Source organism: Mycobacterium sp., assembly GCF_035633495.1.
GTDB lineage: Bacteria > Actinomycetota > Actinomycetes > Mycobacteriales > Mycobacteriaceae > Mycobacterium.
Genome location: NZ_DASQEU010000017.1, coordinates 1 through 19,395, shown reverse-complemented (window position 1 = coordinate 19,395; position 19,395 = coordinate 1). Strand labels below are relative to the sequence as shown.

Genomic DNA, 19,395 nt, shown 5'->3' with positions numbered 1-19,395 from the left:
CAAACTGTCTAGTTTGAACCGGCCCGTGGGATCGAAAGGTGCATCCGAGCCGGTAGCGGACCGGCTCGGGCTTACGCCAACTCCGGTTGGATGTCTTCGATGACCCACTGTGCGTAGTCGAGGTATGCATCGACGTCTCGCACTGGTGGGATCGGCACACTGCTCAACGTGACGCCCAACTCCTTGAACCAGCCGAGCCGATCGATGATCTCCTGGGCACCCATGCCTGGCCGTTGCATCGGATCGTCCACGACGACGTGTCCCTCCCCGATGAGCGACGTGCCGAGGCCGTACGCCACCTCGAACGGCCCGCCGCCGAAGGTCGGCTGAGACTTGATGAAGTCCAGCTTGGCGGGAATGTCCGCAGGTTGGGTGAGAAACGGCATCCAGCCGGAGGCGAATCGCGCCGCGCGCTTGAGTGCCGGGTCGGCATCGCCACCGATCCAGATCGGTAAATGCGGCTTCTGCAACGGCTTTGGCTCGAACGCCACGCCATCGAAGGCCACGTACTTGCCGTCATAGCGGGGCGACTCGCTCGTCCACAGTTCGATGATGGCCGCGAGGTATTCGTCGGCCATGCGTCCGCGCTCGTGGAAGGGCACGCCGAGGGCCTTGAACTCTTCGGCGTCCCAACCGACCCCGAACGTGACGCTGATGCGACCGCCGCTTAGCCAGTCAGCCGTCGACAACGCCTTGGCCGTGATGATCGGATGCTGAAGCGGCAGCAGGGTTACGCAAGAGTTCACTCGAATGCGTTGCGTGGCCCCGGCGATGTGGGCTTGGGCGACGGTCGAATGGAAGTAATGCGGACCCGATAGTTCGACATGCGTATGCGGCACGACGAAGTGTTCGGGGACGGCGATCATGTCGTAGCCGAGTTCCTCGGCGCGTATCGCCATGACGGTCTGCTCGACCCCACTAACGCTCAGTTCCCAAGGCTGCGTCAGCGCTTGGAGTTCCATTGCGTGTGGCAACAGAAACATCAGTTTCATCGAAACATCTGCCCTCAATCCTCATCGAACGGTTGCGCCGGCCGGGTGTCGGCGCGAACCGGTGATCCCGCCCAGTCGCAGCCGGTCAGTTCCGCGGACAGTTCCCAAAGTCGGCGAGCCATCACCGCCTCGCGGCCCTTCCTGCGGACTTTGGTCACCTCGGGTTTGCCCCACTGGTTGAAGCGTGGTGCGAGGTAGCTTCCGCTAGGAAGCTGTGTGGTGACCGCCTCGATACTGGCGCGCGCGGCGTTGCGCGGGGACTGTAGGTGGAACGTCACGACCTTGTGATCACCGAGCCAATGCAGCAAACCGATGCTGTCCCTGGTGATGTCGGTGTCCGCCGACCCGGGGTCGGACGCGTACGCCCGGACACCCCGCCTGGCCAACTCGTCGATGAAGAGCATGTTCGCCAGCTTGGATTGCGCGTAGGCCGCCCACCGCGAGTACTTGCGGGTGTGCCAGTTCACATCGTCTAGGTGGATGCGGCCGAAGACGTACATCGCGCTGCCGACGGAGATCACTCGGTCCTTGATCTTGTCCCCGAGCAGGCACGTCAGAGCGAAATGACCCAAGTGATTGGTGCCCATTTGCGCCTCGAAGCCGTCGGCGGTACGGGTCATGGGCAGACAGAGGACACCGGCGTTGTTCACGAGCACGTCAACGGAATCCACCGAATCGGCGAACGTGCGCACACTGGCCAGGTCGGCGAGATCGAGGTGGCGAACCTTTACCTCGCCTGCCATTTCGGCGGCGGCCTGCTCGCCCTTCGGGATGGTCCGGCAGGCGATCACGACGCTATGACCGGCTTCGGCCAACGCGGCCGCCGTCGCTCGACCGACGCCACTGTTTCCGCCTGTGACGATGATCCGCATCCAGCACCCCCGTGCTTGAGCAAGGGCCAGTCAACGCACACCGTTCTCGTCGGGATGGTGGTGGCAAGACCGGAACGCCACCACCATTCCCCCGTCCTCTGGCGGTCGGGTGTCCCGGCGCCCGGCCTGGTCAGCACAATGTTGACCGTTCTGATAGTAAATCGCGTCTCTTCTCGTGATGCCTCATCCGAACGGTTGAAATTGGGCGTACCCTTCACCGATCGATCGGGGGTGGGTGCGGATGATGGGTCAAGGCAATGGCCACTGTCGATGACTTCTCGCGCCTCGTAACCGAGATCTACTCGGCCGTGACGACGCCGGAGAACTGGGACGTCACCCTGGCCGATCTCGGCGCCGTCTTCAATGGCGCACGTGCCGGGTTGGTGATCACCGACGGGGACGCGCGGAGGCACTTGCATGCCGACCTCCCTGCCGACAGCGCAAAGAGCTACGCAGAGCACTTCTCCAGGCTGGATCACGTTCTAGCCGCGGTGGAAACGGGTCCGGTCGGCGCTGTGCGAACCGGTACCGAGTTGATGTGGCCGCACAGCGATGGCGAGTTCGAGGCGGATTGGACGCGCCCGAACGGCTTCGGGGCGGACTGTTCGTTCGACTCACCGGGGCACCGTCCACCACGAGTCTGGTCGTCGCAGCGCCGGAGCGGTCGGATCCGTTCGACACCGCAGAACGTGTCGCATTCGTCCACCGGTTGGTCCCCCATCTGCAGCAGGCGTTGCTGATGCAGCACCGACTTGAAGACCTTGATCATCACAGCAACGATCTGGCCGCCGCGTCCGAGGCGGTCACCCACGGCATCGTCATCGTGGCGCCGGGAGGCCGGGTGGTCTTCAGCAACTCGGTCGCCGACCGGTTACTGGCCTCAGACGACGGTCTGCGGACCCGCGAGGGATGCGTCGAGGCGGCAACCCGACCCGGCGACGCTCAGCTGCGCCACGCTATCGACCGGGCGCTCGCCCCAGGCGACGGCCACAGGTGCGGCAGCTCATTGCTTTGCACACGTCCCTGCGGTCGGCGGCCTTACGTCATTCATGTGCTGCCACTCGACGAGACGAGCTTTGCCTCGCCGGGATCGTAGAGCAGGGCGATGCTCGTCATCGTCGACACTGAGCTCGAACTCGAACCGTCGGCTGCGCTCCTGCGTCGCCTCTACGGTCTCACCAGGAGCGAGGCCGAAGTCGCCCTGATCGTGTCTCGAGGCCAGGGCCTCACACCGATCGCCGACGAATTGTCGCTGTCACTTGCCACCGTGAAGTCGCACCTCCAGCACGTGTTCCGCAAGACCGGCGCTCACCGGCAAGCTGAACTCGTTCGCCTCCTGCTAGCCATCAATGCGCACATTCGCAGTCCCGATGGTGGTTGACCTATGCGCCCGACGATGGGGATGTCGCCTAGCGACGCACGGCGTAGGCGGCGGCACCGAGCAGCACGACCGCGACGCCGACCGCCACCGACGTCACCGGAAGTGTGAACGCCAGGACGAGGCAGCCGATGAGCCCCGCGATTGGAATGACCTTCGCGCCCAACGTGAATGCCGAGGCATTGGCGATGGCGTAGTACACCAGCACCGCGAACGACGAGAAGCCGATGGCGCCCCGCAGGTCGAGAACCGCCGCGAGAACGGCGACGATCGCGCCGACGGCGAGCTCCGCGCGGTAGGGGGTGTTGAACCGCGGGTGCACGGCGGCCAGGACCGGCGGCAGATGGTGGTCGCGAGCCATGGCCAGCACCGTGCGCGACACCCCGAGGATCAAGGCGAGCAGCGAGCCGAGCGCTGCGACCGTCGCTCCGGTCCGAACGAGGCGCGTGAACCCGGGGTGACCAGCGGCCGTCACCGCGTCGGCCAGCGGGGCGGTAGCGGAAGCCATTGCCGTGCTGCCCAATTCGGCGAGGACGGCAATCGCCACCGCTGCGTAGACGACCAGTGTGACGCCCAGGGCGATGCGGATCGCGCGCGGGATCGTCGTCGCCGGGTCGCGCACCTCCTCGCCCAGCGTGGCGATGCGCGCATAACCGGCGAACGCGAAGAACGACAGCCCGGCCGCCTGAAGCACGCCCAGGGCACTCGCGTCGTGCATCGCCAGGCGCGAGAGGTCGGCGTCACCGGAGCCGACGATCACGGTGACGACGGCGGCGAGCACCGCCAGTACGACGGCCACGATGACCCGCGTGAGCCATGCCGACTTCTGGACGCCGACGGTGTTCACCGCCGTCAGTGCGACCACCGCGGCGACGGCGACCGCGTGGGAGTACGCCGGCCAGGCGTAGACGCCGACTGTGAGGGCCATCGCGGCACACGACGCGGTCTTGCCGACGACGAAACTCCACCCGGCCGTGTAGCCCCAGAACGGGCCGAGTCGCTCACGCCCGTACACGTAGGTCCCGCCGGAGTGCGGGTAGAGCACGGCGAGCCGGGCCGACGACGTCGCATTGCAGTAGGCGACGACCGCGGCGACGGCCAGGCCCGCCAGAAGCGCCGATCCGGCAGCCGCTGCCGCCGGGGCCAAGGCGACGAAGATGCCCGCGCCGAGCATCGAGCCGAGTCCGATGGTGACCGCGTCCGCCGTGCCGAGGCTGCGCCGCAGCGCGGGCGGTTCGTGCGGAGCCACGCCGTAGAGCGTAGTGAGTTACTCGGGGTAGGCGGACGTCAGGCGGCTCGCCTCCGGCTTCAGGAAGACGTCGTTGAGCGTGACCGTTCGGAGATTGCGTTCGTGGATGATGTCGACCAACTGGTGATAGACGCCCGTGACTGGCGGATGGTTGAGGTGAGCGATGACGACCGACTGCGGGACGTAGTACTTGTCCGCGTTGGCGACGATGTCCTTCGGGGCGAGGATCTGGTCGTCGCCCAGGTTGCCGTTCCACAGTGTGGTCTCGGTGTAGCCGAGATCGGCGGCCACCGACTGGACGAGATCGTCGAAGGCGCCGTACGGCGGCCGGTAGAACGGCGTGGCGTCCACGCCGAAGGTGTCCCTGATGAACCGATCGGTGTGCCGCAGTTCGTCAGCGATGCGGCTGCCCGTCAGCTTCGTCAGGTTCGGGTGGATCCAGGTGTGATTGCCCAGCTGGATCTGGCCCGACTCCACCAGCGGCAGCAGCAGCTCGCGGTTCTCGGTCCACGACGAGTACACGCCGGTGACGAACATCGTGAGGCGGATGCCGGTGTCCTTCGCCAGCTGGCAGTAGGCCCGCACCACCCCGCTGTCGACCCCGTCGTCGAGGGTGAGCGACATCAGGTCGCCCGGGCCGGGCAAGGCGCTGAGCACGCCCCCGCCGGGAAGCAGCATCCGCGCCTGTGACGACGGCGGCGGCAGCAATTCCGGCCATGGGGGTGGGGGTGGCGGTCCGACCGGCGACGGAAGGGAGACCTGCGCGGCCTCGCTCGACGCACCTGAAGCACAGCGGACGAGGGCGATTCCGGCGGCCGATGCGACCACTCCCATGAGCACGTTGCGCCGGGACAACATGGTCCCATCCGTCACTCTGGTCACATCGGGCACGCTCAGCAGGGTAACTGCCGAGCAACTGATAACCGGGGAAGCTGGGGCGACTGTCGGATACTCGGTGCTTGGGGTTTGCCGTCAGGTGGCTGGCAACGGCCTACGGTTACCGGTTGCGGGCGACGTTGACTGCCAGGTAGCCGCCGTATCCCAGCAGGCCGGCGAGGGCCAGCTTGCGCGTCTGGGGCACGGCCACTCCGAGCCCCAGCGCCGTCTCGAGGCCTCCGTTGATCTTGAGGTAGCGGGCGGTGTTCTTCGGGAAGGCGGACTTGGTGATGCCCTCGAACAGCTCTGGGCGGACGAAGTGTGCGACACCCGTTCCGGCCAAGGTCAGTCCGACGAGCGCTGGCAACTTCGATCTACTCTCCTGCGGCACGTACCGATCCTCTCTGATCACGCAATCTGATAGTCGGCCAACGGGAATTCCGACGCCTCCTTGATGGCCGTTTCCGTCGATGACGGCCGTAGCAGCGTGGGTTCGCCTGCCGGGTTGAAGTAGTACGAATTCGCGCTGCCGCAGTTGCCGTTGGTGAACAACGAGTCTCCGAGCAGTTCGGTCATCCGGTCCAGGAAGGCCGTATTGGCTTCCTCGGTGACCTCGAACGTCGTGGCACCGCGTCGCTTCACCTCGGAGAACAGGCGGTCCATGAGCCGCATCTGGTACTCCATCGTGTTGAAGAAGTTCAATCCGAGGAACGCGTACGGACTCGCCAGGCTCAGGTAGTTCGGGAAGTACGGCATCGAGACGCCCTGATACGCCTGGAACCTGGTGTCGCGCCACCATTTTCCAAGATCTCGGCCGTCACGGCCGATGACCTCGATGGCGGGGAAGTTGGCTTCCCACAGGTCGAACCCAGTGGCCAGTACGAGGGTGTCGATGACGTTCTTGGTGCCGTCGGTGCCGACGATGCCGTCGGCTTCGATGTGATCGATGCCCGCATCCTGCAGGTGGACGTGCGGTTTGGTGAACGCGCGGTAGTACCCGTTTGAGAACGTCGGGCGCTTGCAGCCGAAGTCGTAGTCGGGCGTCAGGCGGCGACGCAGTTCTGGGTCGCGGATCACCGCGAATCGATGGAGCTTCGACAGATCGGACGCCGAGATGTTGAACCGCCCGCGGAAGGTCCGGTAGTGCCTCACGCCGACGGAGACCATCACCTCGTAGATCGAATCCGTCAGCCAGCGAAGCACGCGCTGGGTCAAGGGGATTCGTGCGAACAGCCGCTTCGCCCGTTCGCCGAAGCTGAGGTCGATCTTGGGCACCACCCAGATTGCGGTGCGCTGGTAGACGGTGACATCGGCGGCCCGCTTGGCGAGTTCGGGGATCAGCTGCACGGCCGTGGCGCCGGTTCCGATCACCGCGATGCGACGGCCGGCGGCGTCGTAGTCGTCCTCCCACTCGGTGGTGTGGATGACCTTGCCCTCGAAGTTGGCGATGCCGGGGATGTTTGGCACCTTCGGCTGCGACAGAAAGCCCGTTGCGGTGATGAGGTAGCGGGCCGTCAGCGTGTCACCGCCGGCCAGTGCGACCCGCCAGACGCTGGCGTCCTCGTCCCAGCGTGCGCCCTCGACCCTGGTGTTGAAGCGCATGTGCTTGCGAACGTCGTACTTGTCGGCGACGTCGTCGGCGTACTGCTTGATCTCCGGCCCAGGCGTGAACAGCCGCGACCAGTTCGGGTTGGGCTCGAAGAAGTAGGAGTACGTCGTCGTCGGCACGTCGACGGCGAGGCCGGGGTAGTGGTTGACGTACCAGGTGCCGCCGAGGTCGTCCTCGCGGTCGAGGATGACGAAGTCGTCGAAGCCCAGCCGCTTGAGTTGGATGGCTGCGCCGATCCCCGCGAACCCGGCACCCACGATGACCGCGTCGAAGTGCTCCGTAGTCATTCCCAAGACGGTACCTCAGGTCCGGTTCGTCACCCCTTGAGCGATCCGCTCCGCTTGTCGTCCGTCGTTGCGATGCACACGATCGCCCGGTCGCCCTGAGCCCACGTCTCCGCCGTCGGATAGAGCACGAACACGCCGACCGAGTCGTCCGCCATGGCATCGGCGGAATACGACTCCAGTTCCGCCGGACACTGGTTCTGCCACTCGTTGATCGTGGCCTGCCCCGGATAGTCGCCATCGGGCATGGTCAGAACGGCGTAGGCCTCACCGGCGTGCGGTTGACTGCAATCCGTCTTCGGTACCAGCTGCACCAGCGAGCCGTCCGGGATGTCGGTGAGGCAATCGCCGACGGCCAGGTCGGTGGCGATGACCTTGTCCTTGGCTGCGAACACGAAGAACGCGACGGCGGCGGCCAGGCCACCGAGCAGTACGACCGCGAGCACCGCCAGACCGATGAACAGGCCCTTGCGCGACTTCTTCTTCGGCGGCCGCGGGTAGGGATAGCCGGCGGGGGGCTGGCCGTACTGCCCCGGCTGCCCGTACGCGCCCTGCTGGTAGGGCAACGGGGGAGGCGGCGGCGGGTACTGCGCGCCAGGCTGTTGGTATGCGGGCGGCTGATTCGGGTCTCCCGACGGCCAGGTCATCCCCGGAAGATAGCAGGATCAGGACGGTAGCGACCGGACAGCGGCGTCGATCGCCAAGGCGGGGACGTCGAGGGTCTTGGAACCGAGGTCGTGGCGGGCGCCGGTCACCTCGACGATCTCGGTGGGAGCGGAGATCAGCGCGGCCGCCGACCGCACTTCGTCGATGGTGCCGAACGGGTCGGACGTGCCGTGGGTGAAGACGGTCGGCACGGTGATGCGCGGCAGGTGTTCGGTGCGTGCACGTTCGGGCTTGCCCGGTGGATGCAGGGGATACGAGAACAGGGTGAGCACGTCGACCATCAGACCGTCGGCGACGGCCATCGAGGTCATCCGGCCGCCGTAGGAGTGGCCGCCCGCGAGCACCGGTCCGTCGGTCAGGGAGCGGGCCAGTGCGACGGCCTCGACGACGCCGGCCTGGTCCGCGGTGGCAGATCCCGACGGTGGCCCCTTTGGCCGACGCCGCCGGTACGGGAGGTCGAAGCGAACCGCCAGCCAGCGGCGTCCGGCCCACTGGTCGCAGAGCTTGATTAGCATCGGGGACTCTCGGCTGCCGCCCGCACCGTGGGTCAGCACGACGATCCCCGCGGGTTCGCCCGCCGGTGCGTGTGCGACGCCCGCGATCGCGTCAAAGTTCATGGGCGAGCCTGAACAGGGCGGAGACCGGGCCGTTGCCGTGGCCCAACGGGTATGCGGCGCGCAGGCATTCGGTGACCCACTGCTTGGCGAAGGACACCGCGTCGGGCACCGGATAGCCGTGTGCCAACGCGCACGCCGTAGCGGCCGCCAGGGTGTCGCCCGCGCCGTGATCGTGGGCGGTGTCGACGCGCTCGGCATCGAATTCGTGGAACTCCGAGCCGTCGAACAACAGGTCGGGGCTGTGCGACGACGAACGGAGGTGCCCACCCTTGACCAGTGCCCATTGGGGCCCCAGTGCGTGCAGCGCCCGCGCCGCGTCCCGTTGGGTCGCCGCATCGACCACGTTGATGCCGGTGATGAGCCGTACCTCGTCGAGATTCGGAGTGACCAGCGTGGCGAGCGGAAAGAGTTCGGTGCGAAGCGCATTGAAGGCCGACGGGTGTAGCAGCGGATCGCCGTGCATGGAGGCGCACACCGGGTCGACGACCAGCGGCGCCACGGGTCCTGCCGCGTCGAGGCCTCGCCAGGTCTCGGAGACGGCTTCGATGATCGCCGACGACGCCAGCATCCCGGTCTTGGCGGCCTGGATGCCGATGTCCTCGACGACGGCCCGGATCTGCCCGGTGATGACGTCGACGGGAATCTCATGAAACCCCTTGACGCCCAACGAGTTCTGCACGGTGACCGCGGCCACCGACACGCAACCGTGCACGCCGAGCAAGGCGAACGTCCGCAGGTCCGCCTGGATGCCCGCGCCACCGCCGGAGTCGCTCCCCGCGATGGTCATGACGCGCAACGGGGTCTGCCCCGGCGGGGTGAGCGGTAGATAGTTCACGGCACATCTCCCTACGCCGGCACTACCCGGTCAGGTTCATACGGTCGACGGCGCGCTGGCCGTCCTCGCAGTGCACGTGGCGTGCGCTCCCGCGCGGACGAATCCGAACGTACCGCAGGGGGCAGGCGGGTTGCATCGAGGGAATAGGAATTGCTCCCAGATGTTTTGTATAGCTAACATATGTTTTTTGGGCAGCGTGGCCCGCGGACAACTGATGTCGATACGCAAAGCGAAGCTGATGACGACTGAGACTGAGATGACGAAGCCTGGACTCGCGGCAGATTCCGACGCCGCGCTCGCCGAGACCGCCAAACGGCGTGTGAGCATGGACCACGACCATCCCCACTACAAGTGGGTGGTTCTGTCGAACACGACGCTCGGCACGCTCCTGGCCACCATCAACGCGTCGATCGTTCTGATCTCGTTGCCCGCGATCTTCCGCGGCATCGGGCTGAACCCGCTGGCGCCGGGGAACGTCAGCTATCTGCTGTGGATGTTGATGGGTTATCTGGTGGTCACCGCGGTGCTGGTGGTGCCCTTCGGACGTCTCGGCGACATGCTCGGCCGGGTCCGCATCTACAACTGGGGCTTCGTCGTCTTCACCGTCGCCGCGGTCGCGCTGTCGTTCGACCCCTTTCACCTCGGCGGAGGCGCCCTGTGGCTCATCGGCTGGCGCGTGGTCCAGGGTGTCGGCGGCGCGATGCTGATGGCGTCGTCGTCGGCCATCCTCACCGATGCGTTCCCCGCCAACCAGCGAGGCATGGCGCTCGGCGTCAACATGGTGTCCGCCGTCGCCGGGTCCTTCCTGGGACTGCTGATCGGCGGCTTCCTGTCCGAGTGGCACTGGCAGGCCATCTTCTGGGTCGGCGTGCCCATCGGCATCCTCGGCACCATCTGGAGCGTCCGGTCCCTCCGCGAGCTCGGCGCGCGTACGCCGGGGCGGCTCGACTGGCCGGGCACGATCACGTTCGGTCTCGGCCTGACCGTGTTGCTCGCAGGCATCACCTACGGCATTCAGCCCTACGGTGACTCCACCACCGGATGGACCAGCCCGTGGGTGCTCGGTGCGATCGGCTTCGGCCTGCTGCTCCTGGTGGCGTTCTGCTTCATCGAACTGTACGTCGAGTCGCCCATGGTCGACGTGCGGCTGTTCAAGTCGGCGTCGTTCGGCATGGGCAACCTGGCCGGGCTGATGTCGTCGATGGGCCGCGGCGGTCTGCAGTTCATGCTCATCATCTGGCTCCAGGGCATCTGGCTTCCGTTGCACGGGTACAGCTTCGAATCCACGCCACTGTGGGCCGGCATCTATCTGCTGCCGATCACCGTGGGCTTCCTGGTGGCCGGACCCATTGCGGGTTCACTGTCCGACCGCTTCGGGGCGCGCCCGTTCACCGTCGGCGGCATGCTGCTGATGGCGGCGACCTTCGTGGCGCTGGTGCTGATTCCGGTGAACTTCGACTACTGGGTGTTCGCCGTTCTGGTGTTCCTCAACGGCCTCGGCGGTGGCATCTTCACCGCACCCAACACCGCGTCGATCATGTCGAGTGTGCCCGCCGCCCAGCGCGGGGCGGCATCCGGCGTGCGGGCGACGTTCTTCAACGCGGGCTCGTCGCTGTCCATCGGCGTCTTCTTCTCGCTGATGATCGTCGGGCTGGCCAACACGTTGCCGTCGGCGCTCAGCAGCGGCCTTCAGGCTCAGGGTGTTTCGGCCTCCGTCGCCCATGACGTGGCGAACCTGCCGCCGGTCGGCAGCCTGTTCGCGGCATTCCTGGGTTACAACCCGATGGGTGAGTTGCTTGCGCCGTCGGGAGCATTGACGCAGCCGGGCGTCAACGCCGACGTGCTGACGGGCAAGACGTTCTTCCCGCAGTTGATCACCGAGCCGTTCCATTCCGGGCTGGCCGTGGTCTTCATCGCCGCCGCGGTGATGATGCTGCTCGGTGCGGCCGCGTCGTTGTTCAACCCCGGTCGTTACGGCACCGAGGTCGGGGCCGACAACGCGAACTAGGGCCGACGCGGCCACCCCTATCCTGGATGCCATGACGACGGTACCGCGCAGGCGACTCAACGAATCGATCACGCGATTCTGGAGTTTTGCCGCCCCGGCCTACGACCAGCGGTGCCTGCAACGACTCGTCTACCGGCCTGCCCAGGACGAGGTGATCGCCGCGCTGCGCGCCAACCGGTCGAATCGGATCGCCGACATCGCCTGCGGTACCGGCATACTCGCGTCGCGGATCGCCGAGGAGTTGCGCCCCGATGAGGTGTACGGCGTCGACATGTCGGACGGCATGCTGGCGCAGGCCCGCCGTCGGTCGTCATCGGTGTTCTGGAAGAAGGCGCCTGCTGAGCAGCTGCCGTTCGCCGACGGCTTCCTGGACGCCGTAGTGACCACCGCGGCCTTCCACTTCTTCGATCAGCCGGCCGCGCTCCGCGAGTTCCACCGCGTCCTCGCCCCCGGCGGACTGGTCGCGGTCGCGACGATCAGCCCGCGCCGACTCCTGCCGGTGCAGCTGTTCGCGGCGGGTGGGTGGGCGCCCGCCCACAATGCGTCACCGGCAGAGATGCGCTCGCTCGTCGAAGATGCCGGCTTCGCCGTCAGCGATCAGCACCGCGTCCGCAGACCGGTGTGGACCCAGGCCGTCTCGGATCTCATCACGATCGGCGTCAAACCCTAGCCACTCAGCTCCACCAGAACCGGTGCGTGATCGCTCGGCGCCGGGGTGCCCTTCTTGCCGGGCTTGCGTTCGTCGCGGGCGATCTCGGCGTGCGTCACCCGGGAGGCCAGCGCTGGTGAACCGAGGATGAAGTCGATGCGCATGCCTTGGCGCTTCGGGAATCTCAGCTGGGTGTAGTCCCAGTAGGTGTAGACGCCAGGGCCAGGTGTGAACGGCCGCACGACGTCGGCGAAGCCCGCCTCCCCGATCGCGTGGAACGCTGCCCGCTCCGGTTCCGTGACGTGGGTACTGCCCTGGAAGACCTCGACGTCCCAGACGTCCTCGTCGGTGGGGGCGATGTTCCAGTCCCCGACGAGCGCGATCGGCGACGTGGGATCCTTGCTCAGCCAGTCAGAGGCGGTGTTCCTCAGTGCGGCAAGCCAATCCAGCTTGTAGGCGTAATGGGGATCCTCGATCGTGCGACCGTTGGGCACGTACAGGCTCCACACCCGCACCCCGCCGCACGTCGCTCCGATCGCCCTGGCTTCCCCCGCCTCGTTCCACGCGGGCTGCCCGTCGAATTCCATCTGGACGTCGTCAAGGCCGACCCGGGAGGCGATCGCGACGCCGTTCCACTGGTTGAACCCGACGTGCGCGACGTCGTAGCCGAGCGCCGCGAACGGCATGGTGGGGAACTGCACGTCGGTGCACTTGGTCTCCTGCATCGCCAGCACGTCGACGTCGGCGCGTTCCAGCCAGTCGGTCACCCGATCGATGCGGGAGCGGATCGAGTTGACGTTCCAGGTGGCCAGTCGCACGCGGCTACCCTAGCGACACGTAGCGCGAGCGGTGGTGCTCGCTGAATCCCATCGACTCGTAGAACCGCGTCGCGGCGGTGTTCTCGGCGAGGACCTGCACGTAGGCGCGGGTGGCGCCTCGTTCGCTTGCCCAGGCCAGCAGGGCGTCGCACAGCGAGCGTGCCACGCCGCGACGGCGGGCGTCCTCGGCGACGTATACGGACGACAGTCCCGCCCAGCGGGTCCCGTTGGGAGCCACGGTCACCGCGCCTCGGCCGACCGCGGCGTTTGCGACGCTCCCGAATACCACCTCGCCGTCGACGACGGCGGTCAGTACGTTGACGGGCACCTCACGCGGGTGCAGGCTCAACCACTCGTCATCCGGCTGCGGCGCCAACCTCACGGGCGCGTTGACGACTCCGGCCGTCAAACGTCTTGCCATGACGATGTTCTCGCCATCGGTCGGCTGGCCGGGGGGCACGCCGAAGAGCCGGTCCGGCAGGGCGAGCAGCGGCGGAGCACCGCGGGCGGCGTACCAGTCGGCGATCGCGCCGGTGTCCGCCCCCGGCGTGGGCAGCAGCGGGACCGCCGAGTTCGCCCGCCTCGTGCTGCCGTGGCCGAATCGCAACAGCCAGCCGCCGAACCACTGTTGCTCGACACCCGGCCAGCCCAGCGCGGCGGCGTGTTCCAGGTTGCGGATGTCGGAGGTGCGCACGGGCATGGCCGACAGGGGTCTGATCGATACCACGTCGGCCGCGGAGATGGTGACGACGTCGCCGCGCTTGTCCCGAACCCGCAGCGTGGGGCCGACGTCGACCAGATGTCCGACCACGTCGCTCAGCGGTGGCACCGACCCGGGGGACAGGCGGTAGCGCAGGCTGACCCTGGTCCCGACCTGCGGCAACTCCGGCACTAGTGATTTCCCAAGTCGCTGCGCTCCTGCCCGCCGGCTAGTGCCCGAACGGGTCGGGGTCCTCGCCCGGAGTCCAGGTGAGCCCCGGCACGCCCCAGCCGTTGGACTTGACGGTGCGCTTAGCCGCGCGGGCGTGCCTGCCGATCAACTTGTCGCTGTACAGGAAGCCGTCGAGGTGGCCGGTCTCGTGCTGCAGCATGCGAGCAAACAGTCCCGAGCCCTCCAACGTGATGGGCGTGCCGTCCGCGTCCAGCCCCGTGACACGCGCCCAACTGGCCCGGCCGGTCGGGAACGATTCCCCGGGGAGCGACAGGCAACCCTCGTCGTCGTTGTCGGGGTCGGGCATCGTCTCGGGCACCTCGGACGTCTCGAGCACCGGGTTGACGACCACTCCGCGCCGACGGCTGGCGCGGCCACGCTCGTCGGCGCAGTCGAAGACGAACACGCGCTTGGATATCCCGATCTGGTTGGCGGCCAACCCGACACCGTTGGCGGCGTCCATCGTTTCGTACAGATCCTCGATGAGATCGGCCAGGTCTGCGGGCAGGGAACCGTCGTCGCCGACGGGTATCGGACTGGTCGCGGTGTGCAGGACGGGATCTCCCACGATGCGGATGGGTACTACGGCCATGGTCGGCAAGCTTAAGTCAGCCGACTCGCGGGCAAGGCTCACGGCTCAACTCTGTCCGCCGTGGTTCAATGTTGGCCGACACCACCGGAATGTCACGAGTGCGGGGAAGGGTCCAGAGAGCAAATGGACGGCGCCATTGCGCGGACCGAAAAGTCCGGGGACGACGCGGCTCTCGCCGACGGTCTCACCCGCCGCGAACACGACATCCTTGCTTTCGAACGGCAGTGGTGGAAGTACGCGGGTTCCAAGGAAGACGCGATCAAGGAACTGTTCTCCATGTCGGCGACGCGGTACTACCAGGTGCTCAACGCACTGGTCGACCGTCCGGAAGCGCTCGCGGCCGATCCGATGCTGGTCAAGCGTCTGCGCCGGCTCCGGGCCAGCCGCCAGAAGGCGCGAGCGGCACGCCGCCTCGGCTTCGACGTCACCTGAGGTTTTCGCCGAGGGACCGCGGCTCGATACAGTGAGTGCGATGAATCAACGAGACTCCTCCGGGTTGCCACTGCGCGCCATGGTCATGGTGCTGCTGTTCCTGGGTGTGGTCTTTCTGCTGGTCGGCTTCCAGGCCATGGGCTCTGGTGACGACGAGGGCAGCAGCGCGTCGAGCAGCACCGCCACCACGACCGCAGCCCCGACGTCGGAGACCTCGGAGCCGGCGGCGGCCAGGCCGGACGTGCGCGTCTTCAACCTGTCCGACGTCGCCGGCCTCGCCGATCAGACCGCCACCCAGCTGCGGGATGCGGAGTGGAACGTGACCGAGACCGGAAACCTCACGCTCGAGGGTGTCACCGCGACGACCGTCTACTTCGGTGAGGCGCCGGGTGAGAAGGAGGCAGCCGACGAGATCGGCGCTCTGCTCCAGGCGCCCGTCGAACCCAGGACTCCCGCGGTCGCAGAGCAGCCGCCCGGCGTGATCGTGGCCGTCACCGGTTAGGCTCTCCGACATGCCGATCTCTGCCCCGCTTCGCTTCCTCGCCGCTGCGGCACTCATCGTTCCGATCGCGAGCGCGTGTTCCCCGAACGAGCCGGTCGCCACGCAACCCGGCACCACCCCTCCGGTGTGGACCGGTTCGCCGCCGCCGTCAGCCGCCGGGCAGGAAGGCGGGGCCGGAGAATCCGGGACCGCGACCCCGACCGGCGAGACGCTCAGCGCCGATCTGAAGACGGCCGACGGCACGTCGGTGGCGACCGCCGAGATCGTGTTCTCGGGCAACTTCGCCACGGTCACCGTGAAGACGACCGCCTCCGGGCAGCTGACGCCCGGCTTCCACGGATTGCACATCCACTCGGTGGGCAAGTGCCAGCCCAACTCGGTCGCACCGGCCGGTGGTGCACCCGCGGACTTCAACTCCGCAGGCGGGCACTTCCAGGTTGGCGGCCATTCCGGGCACCCGGCCAGCGGCGATCTGGCGTCGCTGCAGGTGCGTGGCGACGGCTCGGCGATGGTGGTGACCACCACCGACGCGTTCACCGCGGCTGACCTGCAGGCAGGTACGAAGACGGCCATCATCATCCACGAGAAGGCCGACAACTTCGCCAACATCCCGCCGGAGCGCTACCAGCAGGTGAACGGCACGCCCGGCCCCGACGAGACGACGATGGCCACCGGTGACGCCGGCAAGCGGGTGGCGTGCGGTGTCGTTTCTCCCGAGTGAGGCAACGGTCGGCTTGAGGCCACAACGGATCGACTTCGCCGGATCGCCCCGGCCGACGATCGGCGTCGAGTGGGAGTTCGCCCTCGTCGACCCCGAGACCCGTGAACTGAGCAACGAAGCCGCCGCGGTCATCGCCGAAATCGGCGAAAGCCCACACGTGCACAAGGAACTGCTGCGCAACACCGTCGAAATCGTCACCGGCATCTGCGTCAACTCCGGCGAGGCGATGGACGACCTGCGTGCCACCCTAGGGCCTGCGCGTCGGATCGTGCGCGACCGCGGGATGGAACTGTTCTGCGCGGGCACTCATCCGTTCGCGAAGTGGTCGGCCGAGCAGTTGACCGACGCGCCACGCTACGCCGAGTTGATCAAGCGCACCCAGTGGTGGGGCAGGCAGATGCTGATCTGGGGTGTCCACGTGCACGTCGGGGTGTCTTCGGCGCACAAGGTCATGCCGATCATCACCTCGCTGCTCAACCACTACCCGCACCTCCTGGCGCTGTCGGCGTCGTCGCCCTACTGGGACGGCGGAGACACCGGGTACGCCAGCAACCGCGCGATGATGTTCCAACAGCTGCCGACCGCCGGCCTACCCTTCCACTTCCAGGAGTGGTCGCAGTTCGAGCAGTTCGTTCACGATCAGAAGAAGACCGGCATCATCGATCACATGAACGAAATCCGTTGGGACATAAGGCCGTCGCCGCACCTCGGCACCATCGAGGTGCGCGTCTTCGACGGTATCTCCAACATCGCCGAACTCGGTGCGCTGGTCGCCCTGACCCACTGTCTCATCGTCGATCTGGACCGTCGACTCGACGCCGGCGAGCACCTGCCGACGATGCCGCCGTGGCACGTGCAGGAGAACAAGTGGCGCGCAGCGCGATACGGCCTCGACGCGGTGATCATCCTGGACGCGGACAGCAATGAGCGGCTGGTCACCGAGGACCTCGACGATCTGCTGAACAGACTGGAACCGGTCGCGAAGTCGTTGGGTTGTGCCGATGAACTGTCGCAGGTGCCGGGCATCTACCGCGCCGGTGCGTCGTATCAGCGGCAGCGGCGGGTTGCCGAGGTCAACGACGGGGATCTGCGGGCCGTCGTCGATGCGTTGATCGCCGAGCTGGTGCTGTAGGGGGTTCTGAACATGACGATCAGGCCGATGTTCCCACTGGAGTCCGTGCGGCTGCCCGGTGAGGACCTGCCGCTGCGCATCTTCGAGCCGCGTTACGTCGCGCTGGTACGCGAATGCCTGGACACTGCAATGGAGTTCGGCGTGGTGTTGATCGCCGCCGGTCGTGAGGTCGGTGGCGACGACGCACGTTGTTACGTGGGCTCGATGGCGCACATCGTCGACTTCCAGGACCTTGGCGACGGCCACTTCGTGCTCGAATGTGAGATGCGCGAGCGGATTCGGGTGACCTCGTGGCTCGACGACGATCCGTACCCGCGGGCCGACGTCGAACGGTGGCCCGACGAGCCGGGGCCGACCGTGACCGGCGGCGACATCGGAGTCGTCGAGGACCGGTTGATGGAGCTGTTCGAGCGCATCGCGTCCGCACGGCAGGCGACGCTGCCGCCGCGCCAGGAGCTGCTCGGCGAGCCGGAGCCGGGCGACGACGCGGGAAAGCGGTTGTATGCGTTGGCGTCCCGGGTGCCGATGGGGCAGGCCGACCGGTACTCGGTGCTCGAGGCGCCGTCAGCGGCGGCGCGGCTGGACGCGTTGCGGGATGCCGTCGAGACCGTCGCCGCGATGATCGAGTTTCAGCTCGCCGACGGCGGTCCGGCGGACTAGTGGCTAGAGGCCGCCACACGCCGATGGGCCGATGATGACGTTCCACGGCGGGCAGTAGGACGGCCGTTCGACGGGAGCCGCGGAGTAGACCCGCCCGGCTTCGTCGATCATGTCAGCGGGATGGTTGCCGTTGCCGTCGCTTTGGTAGTAGTAGCTGTGGCAGACGTTCCAGTCCCAGTCGACGTTGCGATCATTCGATCCCGAAGGATGGTCCTGGCCAGGGCACCACTGGAACCAGTAGGGACTGGCCTCGGCCGTACCAGCGGTCAGCCCGAGACCGGCGGCAGCGACACCGCCCGACAGCAGCGTCCCGAGGATGAGGCGTTTGAGGTTGTGAGACTTGTTCATGTCGGCAATTAGACGAGGGCTCGTCGGCTACCGATCCCAAGAACCGCCGACGCTCAGTTCTCGCCCCGGCCCGGCATCTCGTCCTTGGTGAGGAGGTCGTCGCGGAAACTCTGTTCGCGGTAGGCGAGTTGGCCGACCCGGTTGGCCACCACCGGCGCGGTGATGACGGTGAAGAGACCGGCCAGGATCAACATTCCGACGTCGGGGTGTCCGCGGAGCCGGATGGACGCACCTGCGAGCACCAGGAGCAGTCCGAGCACCTGCGGCTTGGACGCGGCGTGCATCCGCGACAGGGTGTCGGGGAACCTCACCACGCCGATGGCTGCGGTCAAGGCCAGCGCCGAGCCGCTGAGCACCAGGACCGCGGCCAGTACGTCGAGGACACCACCCGCGCTCATCGTGGTCCCTTGTCGGCGCGGTCGGTGTCCCGGACGCGGAAGCGCGCCACGCTGACGGAGCCCACGAAGCTGATGAGGGCCAGAGCCGTCAGGCTGTAGGTGACGGTGGTGTCCAGGCTGAACGCGGCCCACGTGCCGATGGCGCACATCGTCACTGCGACGAAGGTGTCAAGCGCGACCAGCCGGTCCAGTGTCCCGGGGCCCGCAAGGAGCCGGAACATCGTGATGCCGGCGGCCGCGGTCAGCATCACCGCCGAGATGGTCCACACGGTATTCATGGTGCCTCCCTGTCCGCCGACGGACGCCAGTCGGCCTCCCGCTCGAACGACGCGATCATCAGGCGCTGCAGGTCGGCGACCTGGCGGTAGAAGCGTTGTACCGACTTGGCGGAGCCGGCGTCGATGACGTGCACGTAGATCATGCGGCGGGTCTGGTCGATCTCGAGCACGATCCCTCCCGGGATGAGGTTGAGGACGTTGACCGTCAGCGCCAGCACCAGGTCGGACTTCAGTGCCAAATGCGCACTCAGCACTGCCGACCGCGGTGGCGGCCCGGGCTTGATCGCGAGCCAGGCCACCTGGGCCGAGGACAGCACCAGGTAGTAGGCGATGAGCACGACCAACCGCAGCAGCGACAGCGGGTGCAGCCTGCCCTCGATCGGGACCGGCGGCAGCGGCAGCAGCAGGGTGATCACCAGTGCGACGGCCAGGCCGCTGAGCGCGTTCGCCGCGGAGACGTTGCCCCACAACAGCATCCACACGAGTATCAGCCCGCACAGCACCCAGGCCCGCAACAGGAGTTTTCTCGTCACGGCGTGAGCACCGCC

At 67.1% G+C, this 19,395-nt stretch carries 26 protein-coding genes; 10 read left to right on the top strand and 16 right to left on the bottom strand.

Translation table 11 applies throughout. The features are described from left to right. Window positions 1-71: 71 nt before the first annotated feature. Together VET27_RS03550 and VET27_RS03545 are read right to left on the bottom strand one after the other, a co-directional pair. Complete coding sequence (locus tag VET27_RS03550) at window positions 72-992, bottom strand: TIGR03619 family F420-dependent LLM class oxidoreductase (RefSeq protein WP_526515200.1); 921 nt, start codon at window positions 990-992, stop codon at window positions 72-74. A gap of 14 nt (window positions 993-1,006) precedes the next feature. Continuing rightward, window positions 1,007-1,864 carry an SDR family NAD(P)-dependent oxidoreductase gene (locus VET27_RS03545; protein ID WP_526515198.1) on the bottom strand — a complete coding sequence of 286 codons (858 nt, stop codon included), beginning with the start codon at window positions 1,862-1,864 and terminating at the stop codon, window positions 1,007-1,009. Window positions 1,865-2,121: 257 nt separating this feature from the next. Here VET27_RS03545 and VET27_RS03540 point away from each other — a divergent pair, with 257 nt between their 5' ends. Genes VET27_RS03540 through VET27_RS03530 form a run of 3 tightly spaced genes read left to right on the top strand, consistent with a single transcriptional unit; the run spans window position 2,122 to window position 3,245 of the window. Next, window positions 2,122-2,604 (top strand): hypothetical protein, encoded by a 483-nt coding sequence (locus tag VET27_RS03540; RefSeq protein ID WP_526515196.1) that lies wholly within the window; start codon window positions 2,122-2,124, stop codon window positions 2,602-2,604. After that, a complete protein-coding gene (locus tag VET27_RS03535; protein WP_526515194.1) occupies window positions 2,598-2,960 on the top strand; it encodes a hypothetical protein in 363 nt (120 codons plus the stop codon). Before VET27_RS03540 ends, VET27_RS03535 begins: the two co-directional genes overlap by 7 nt. Before the next feature lie 9 nt (window positions 2,961-2,969). After that, window positions 2,970-3,245: a response regulator transcription factor gene (locus tag VET27_RS03530; protein ID WP_526515192.1), complete on the top strand. Its 276-nt coding sequence runs from the start codon at window positions 2,970-2,972 to the stop codon at window positions 3,243-3,245. A 28-nt stretch (window positions 3,246-3,273) separates the two neighbouring features. Here VET27_RS03530 and VET27_RS03525 read toward each other — a convergent pair whose 3' ends face one another. From VET27_RS03525 to thiD, 7 genes are all read right to left on the bottom strand, one after another. Continuing rightward, the gene (locus VET27_RS03525) at window positions 3,274-4,491 is read right to left on the bottom strand and encodes an amino acid permease (RefSeq protein WP_526515190.1); all 1,218 of its coding nucleotides are present in this window, start codon (window positions 4,489-4,491) and stop codon (window positions 3,274-3,276) included. Between the two features lie 18 nt (window positions 4,492-4,509). Next, entirely contained in the window at window positions 4,510-5,346 is an 837-nt protein-coding gene (locus VET27_RS03520; RefSeq protein ID WP_526515234.1) for a polysaccharide deacetylase family protein, read from the bottom strand. Window positions 5,347-5,488: 142 nt separating this feature from the next. Then, on the bottom strand, window positions 5,489-5,758 hold the full coding sequence (locus tag VET27_RS03515; protein WP_526515188.1) for a DoxX-related protein: 270 nt from the start codon (window positions 5,756-5,758) through the stop codon (window positions 5,489-5,491). A gap of 17 nt (window positions 5,759-5,775) precedes the next feature. Next, window positions 5,776-7,263, bottom strand: a complete 1,488-nt coding sequence (locus VET27_RS03510; protein ID WP_526515185.1) for a flavin-containing monooxygenase — start codon at window positions 7,261-7,263, stop codon at window positions 5,776-5,778. A gap of 29 nt (window positions 7,264-7,292) precedes the next feature. Beyond that, a complete protein-coding gene (locus tag VET27_RS03505; RefSeq protein WP_526515183.1) occupies window positions 7,293-7,907 on the bottom strand; it encodes a septum formation family protein in 615 nt (204 codons plus the stop codon). An 18-nt stretch (window positions 7,908-7,925) separates the two neighbouring features. Further along, entirely contained in the window at window positions 7,926-8,543 is a 618-nt protein-coding gene (locus VET27_RS03500; RefSeq protein ID WP_526515181.1) for an alpha/beta hydrolase family protein, read from the bottom strand. Further along, window positions 8,533-9,378: a bifunctional hydroxymethylpyrimidine kinase/phosphomethylpyrimidine kinase gene (thiD, locus tag VET27_RS03495; RefSeq protein ID WP_526515179.1), complete on the bottom strand. Its 846-nt coding sequence runs from the start codon at window positions 9,376-9,378 to the stop codon at window positions 8,533-8,535. Before thiD ends, VET27_RS03500 begins: the two co-directional genes overlap by 11 nt. A 238-nt stretch (window positions 9,379-9,616) precedes the next feature. Between thiD and VET27_RS03490 the strand changes: the two genes are divergently transcribed. After that, entirely contained in the window at window positions 9,617-11,386 is a 1,770-nt protein-coding gene (locus VET27_RS03490) for an MFS transporter (RefSeq protein WP_526515177.1), read from the top strand. Window positions 11,387-11,417: 31 nt separating this feature from the next. Continuing rightward, the gene (locus tag VET27_RS03485) at window positions 11,418-12,056 is read left to right on the top strand and encodes a methyltransferase domain-containing protein (protein ID WP_526515175.1); all 639 of its coding nucleotides are present in this window, start codon (window positions 11,418-11,420) and stop codon (window positions 12,054-12,056) included. Here the strand turns inward: VET27_RS03485 and VET27_RS03480 are convergent. The 3 genes from VET27_RS03480 to VET27_RS03470 are packed head-to-tail and all read right to left on the bottom strand — an operon-like array spanning window position 12,053 to window position 14,376. After that, the gene (locus tag VET27_RS03480) at window positions 12,053-12,853 is read right to left on the bottom strand and encodes an exodeoxyribonuclease III (RefSeq protein WP_526515173.1); all 801 of its coding nucleotides are present in this window, start codon (window positions 12,851-12,853) and stop codon (window positions 12,053-12,055) included. The two genes, VET27_RS03485 and VET27_RS03480, sit on opposite strands and share 4 nt — an antisense overlap. Before the next feature lie 4 nt (window positions 12,854-12,857). Continuing rightward, window positions 12,858-13,745 (bottom strand): N-acetylglutamate synthase, CG3035 family, encoded by an 888-nt coding sequence (locus VET27_RS03475; RefSeq protein WP_526515171.1) that lies wholly within the window; start codon window positions 13,743-13,745, stop codon window positions 12,858-12,860. Between the two features lie 37 nt (window positions 13,746-13,782). Next, on the bottom strand, window positions 13,783-14,376 hold the full coding sequence (locus tag VET27_RS03470) for a peptide deformylase (RefSeq protein ID WP_526515169.1): 594 nt from the start codon (window positions 14,374-14,376) through the stop codon (window positions 13,783-13,785). A 123-nt stretch (window positions 14,377-14,499) separates the two neighbouring features. Here VET27_RS03470 and napA point away from each other — a divergent pair, with 123 nt between their 5' ends. Genes napA through VET27_RS03445 form a run of 5 tightly spaced genes read left to right on the top strand, consistent with a single transcriptional unit; the run spans window position 14,500 to window position 17,823 of the window. Next, a complete protein-coding gene (gene napA, locus VET27_RS03465) occupies window positions 14,500-14,808 on the top strand; it encodes a nucleoid-associated protein NapA (protein ID WP_293240964.1) in 309 nt (102 codons plus the stop codon). 40 nt (window positions 14,809-14,848) lie between these two features. Next, window positions 14,849-15,310: a LytR C-terminal domain-containing protein gene (locus VET27_RS03460; RefSeq protein ID WP_526515167.1), complete on the top strand. Its 462-nt coding sequence runs from the start codon at window positions 14,849-14,851 to the stop codon at window positions 15,308-15,310. Window positions 15,311-15,320: 10 nt separating this feature from the next. Then, the gene (gene sodC, locus VET27_RS03455) at window positions 15,321-16,031 is read left to right on the top strand and encodes a superoxide dismutase[Cu-Zn] (protein ID WP_526515165.1); all 711 of its coding nucleotides are present in this window, start codon (window positions 15,321-15,323) and stop codon (window positions 16,029-16,031) included. A gap of 13 nt (window positions 16,032-16,044) precedes the next feature. Continuing rightward, on the top strand, window positions 16,045-17,163 hold the full coding sequence (locus VET27_RS03450; protein WP_526515232.1) for a glutamate--cysteine ligase: 1,119 nt from the start codon (window positions 16,045-16,047) through the stop codon (window positions 17,161-17,163). A gap of 12 nt (window positions 17,164-17,175) precedes the next feature. Further along, on the top strand, window positions 17,176-17,823 hold the full coding sequence (locus VET27_RS03445) for an LON peptidase substrate-binding domain-containing protein (protein WP_526515163.1): 648 nt from the start codon (window positions 17,176-17,178) through the stop codon (window positions 17,821-17,823). Between the two features lie 3 nt (window positions 17,824-17,826). Here the strand turns inward: VET27_RS03445 and VET27_RS03440 are convergent, their stop codons facing one another. The 4 genes from VET27_RS03440 to VET27_RS03425 are packed head-to-tail and all read right to left on the bottom strand — an operon-like array spanning window position 17,827 to window position 19,380. Beyond that, entirely contained in the window at window positions 17,827-18,171 is a 345-nt protein-coding gene (locus VET27_RS03440; RefSeq protein ID WP_526515161.1) for a hypothetical protein, read from the bottom strand. Between the two features lie 53 nt (window positions 18,172-18,224). Continuing rightward, on the bottom strand, window positions 18,225-18,569 hold the full coding sequence (gene mnhG / locus VET27_RS03435; RefSeq protein WP_526515159.1) for a monovalent cation/H(+) antiporter subunit G: 345 nt from the start codon (window positions 18,567-18,569) through the stop codon (window positions 18,225-18,227). Next, complete coding sequence (locus VET27_RS03430) at window positions 18,566-18,847, bottom strand: monovalent cation/H+ antiporter complex subunit F (RefSeq protein WP_526515157.1); 282 nt, start codon at window positions 18,845-18,847, stop codon at window positions 18,566-18,568. The genes mnhG and VET27_RS03430 overlap by 4 nt, the downstream gene beginning before the upstream one ends. Then, window positions 18,844-19,380, bottom strand: a complete 537-nt coding sequence (locus tag VET27_RS03425; RefSeq protein ID WP_526515230.1) for a Na+/H+ antiporter subunit E — start codon at window positions 19,378-19,380, stop codon at window positions 18,844-18,846. The genes VET27_RS03430 and VET27_RS03425 overlap by 4 nt, the downstream gene beginning before the upstream one ends. Between the last annotated feature and the right edge of the window lie 15 nt (window positions 19,381-19,395).

What these genes read in the sequence shown, in the direction of transcription:
- VET27_RS03550 (WP_526515200.1), bottom strand. Translation starts at nt 992, where the DNA reads ATGAAACTGATGTTTCTGTTGCCACACGCAATGGAACTCCAAGCGCTG.
- VET27_RS03545 (WP_526515198.1), bottom strand. Translation starts at nt 1,864, where the DNA reads ATGCGGATCATCGTCACAGGCGGAAACAGTGGCGTCGGTCGAGCGACG.
- VET27_RS03540 (WP_526515196.1), top strand. Translation starts at nt 2,122, where the DNA reads ATGGCCACTGTCGATGACTTCTCGCGCCTCGTAACCGAGATCTACTCG.
- VET27_RS03530 (WP_526515192.1), top strand. Translation starts at nt 2,970, where the DNA reads ATGCTCGTCATCGTCGACACTGAGCTCGAACTCGAACCGTCGGCTGCG.
- VET27_RS03510 (WP_526515185.1), bottom strand. Translation starts at nt 7,263, where the DNA reads ATGACTACGGAGCACTTCGACGCGGTCATCGTGGGTGCCGGGTTCGCG.
- VET27_RS03505 (WP_526515183.1), bottom strand. Translation starts at nt 7,907, where the DNA reads ATGACCTGGCCGTCGGGAGACCCGAATCAGCCGCCCGCATACCAACAG.
- VET27_RS03500 (WP_526515181.1), bottom strand. Translation starts at nt 8,543, where the DNA reads ATGAACTTTGACGCGATCGCGGGCGTCGCACACGCACCGGCGGGCGAA.
- VET27_RS03490 (WP_526515177.1), top strand. Translation starts at nt 9,617, where the DNA reads ATGACGACTGAGACTGAGATGACGAAGCCTGGACTCGCGGCAGATTCC.
- VET27_RS03485 (WP_526515175.1), top strand. Translation starts at nt 11,418, where the DNA reads ATGACGACGGTACCGCGCAGGCGACTCAACGAATCGATCACGCGATTC.
- VET27_RS03470 (WP_526515169.1), bottom strand. Translation starts at nt 14,376, where the DNA reads ATGGCCGTAGTACCCATCCGCATCGTGGGAGATCCCGTCCTGCACACC.
- napA (WP_293240964.1), top strand. Translation starts at nt 14,500, where the DNA reads ATGGACGGCGCCATTGCGCGGACCGAAAAGTCCGGGGACGACGCGGCT.
- VET27_RS03460 (WP_526515167.1), top strand. Translation starts at nt 14,849, where the DNA reads ATGAATCAACGAGACTCCTCCGGGTTGCCACTGCGCGCCATGGTCATG.
- sodC (WP_526515165.1), top strand. Translation starts at nt 15,321, where the DNA reads ATGCCGATCTCTGCCCCGCTTCGCTTCCTCGCCGCTGCGGCACTCATC.
- VET27_RS03445 (WP_526515163.1), top strand. Translation starts at nt 17,176, where the DNA reads ATGACGATCAGGCCGATGTTCCCACTGGAGTCCGTGCGGCTGCCCGGT.
- VET27_RS03440 (WP_526515161.1), bottom strand. Translation starts at nt 18,171, where the DNA reads ATGAACAAGTCTCACAACCTCAAACGCCTCATCCTCGGGACGCTGCTG.
- mnhG (WP_526515159.1), bottom strand. Translation starts at nt 18,569, where the DNA reads ATGAGCGCGGGTGGTGTCCTCGACGTACTGGCCGCGGTCCTGGTGCTC.
- VET27_RS03430 (WP_526515157.1), bottom strand. Translation starts at nt 18,847, where the DNA reads ATGAATACCGTGTGGACCATCTCGGCGGTGATGCTGACCGCGGCCGCC.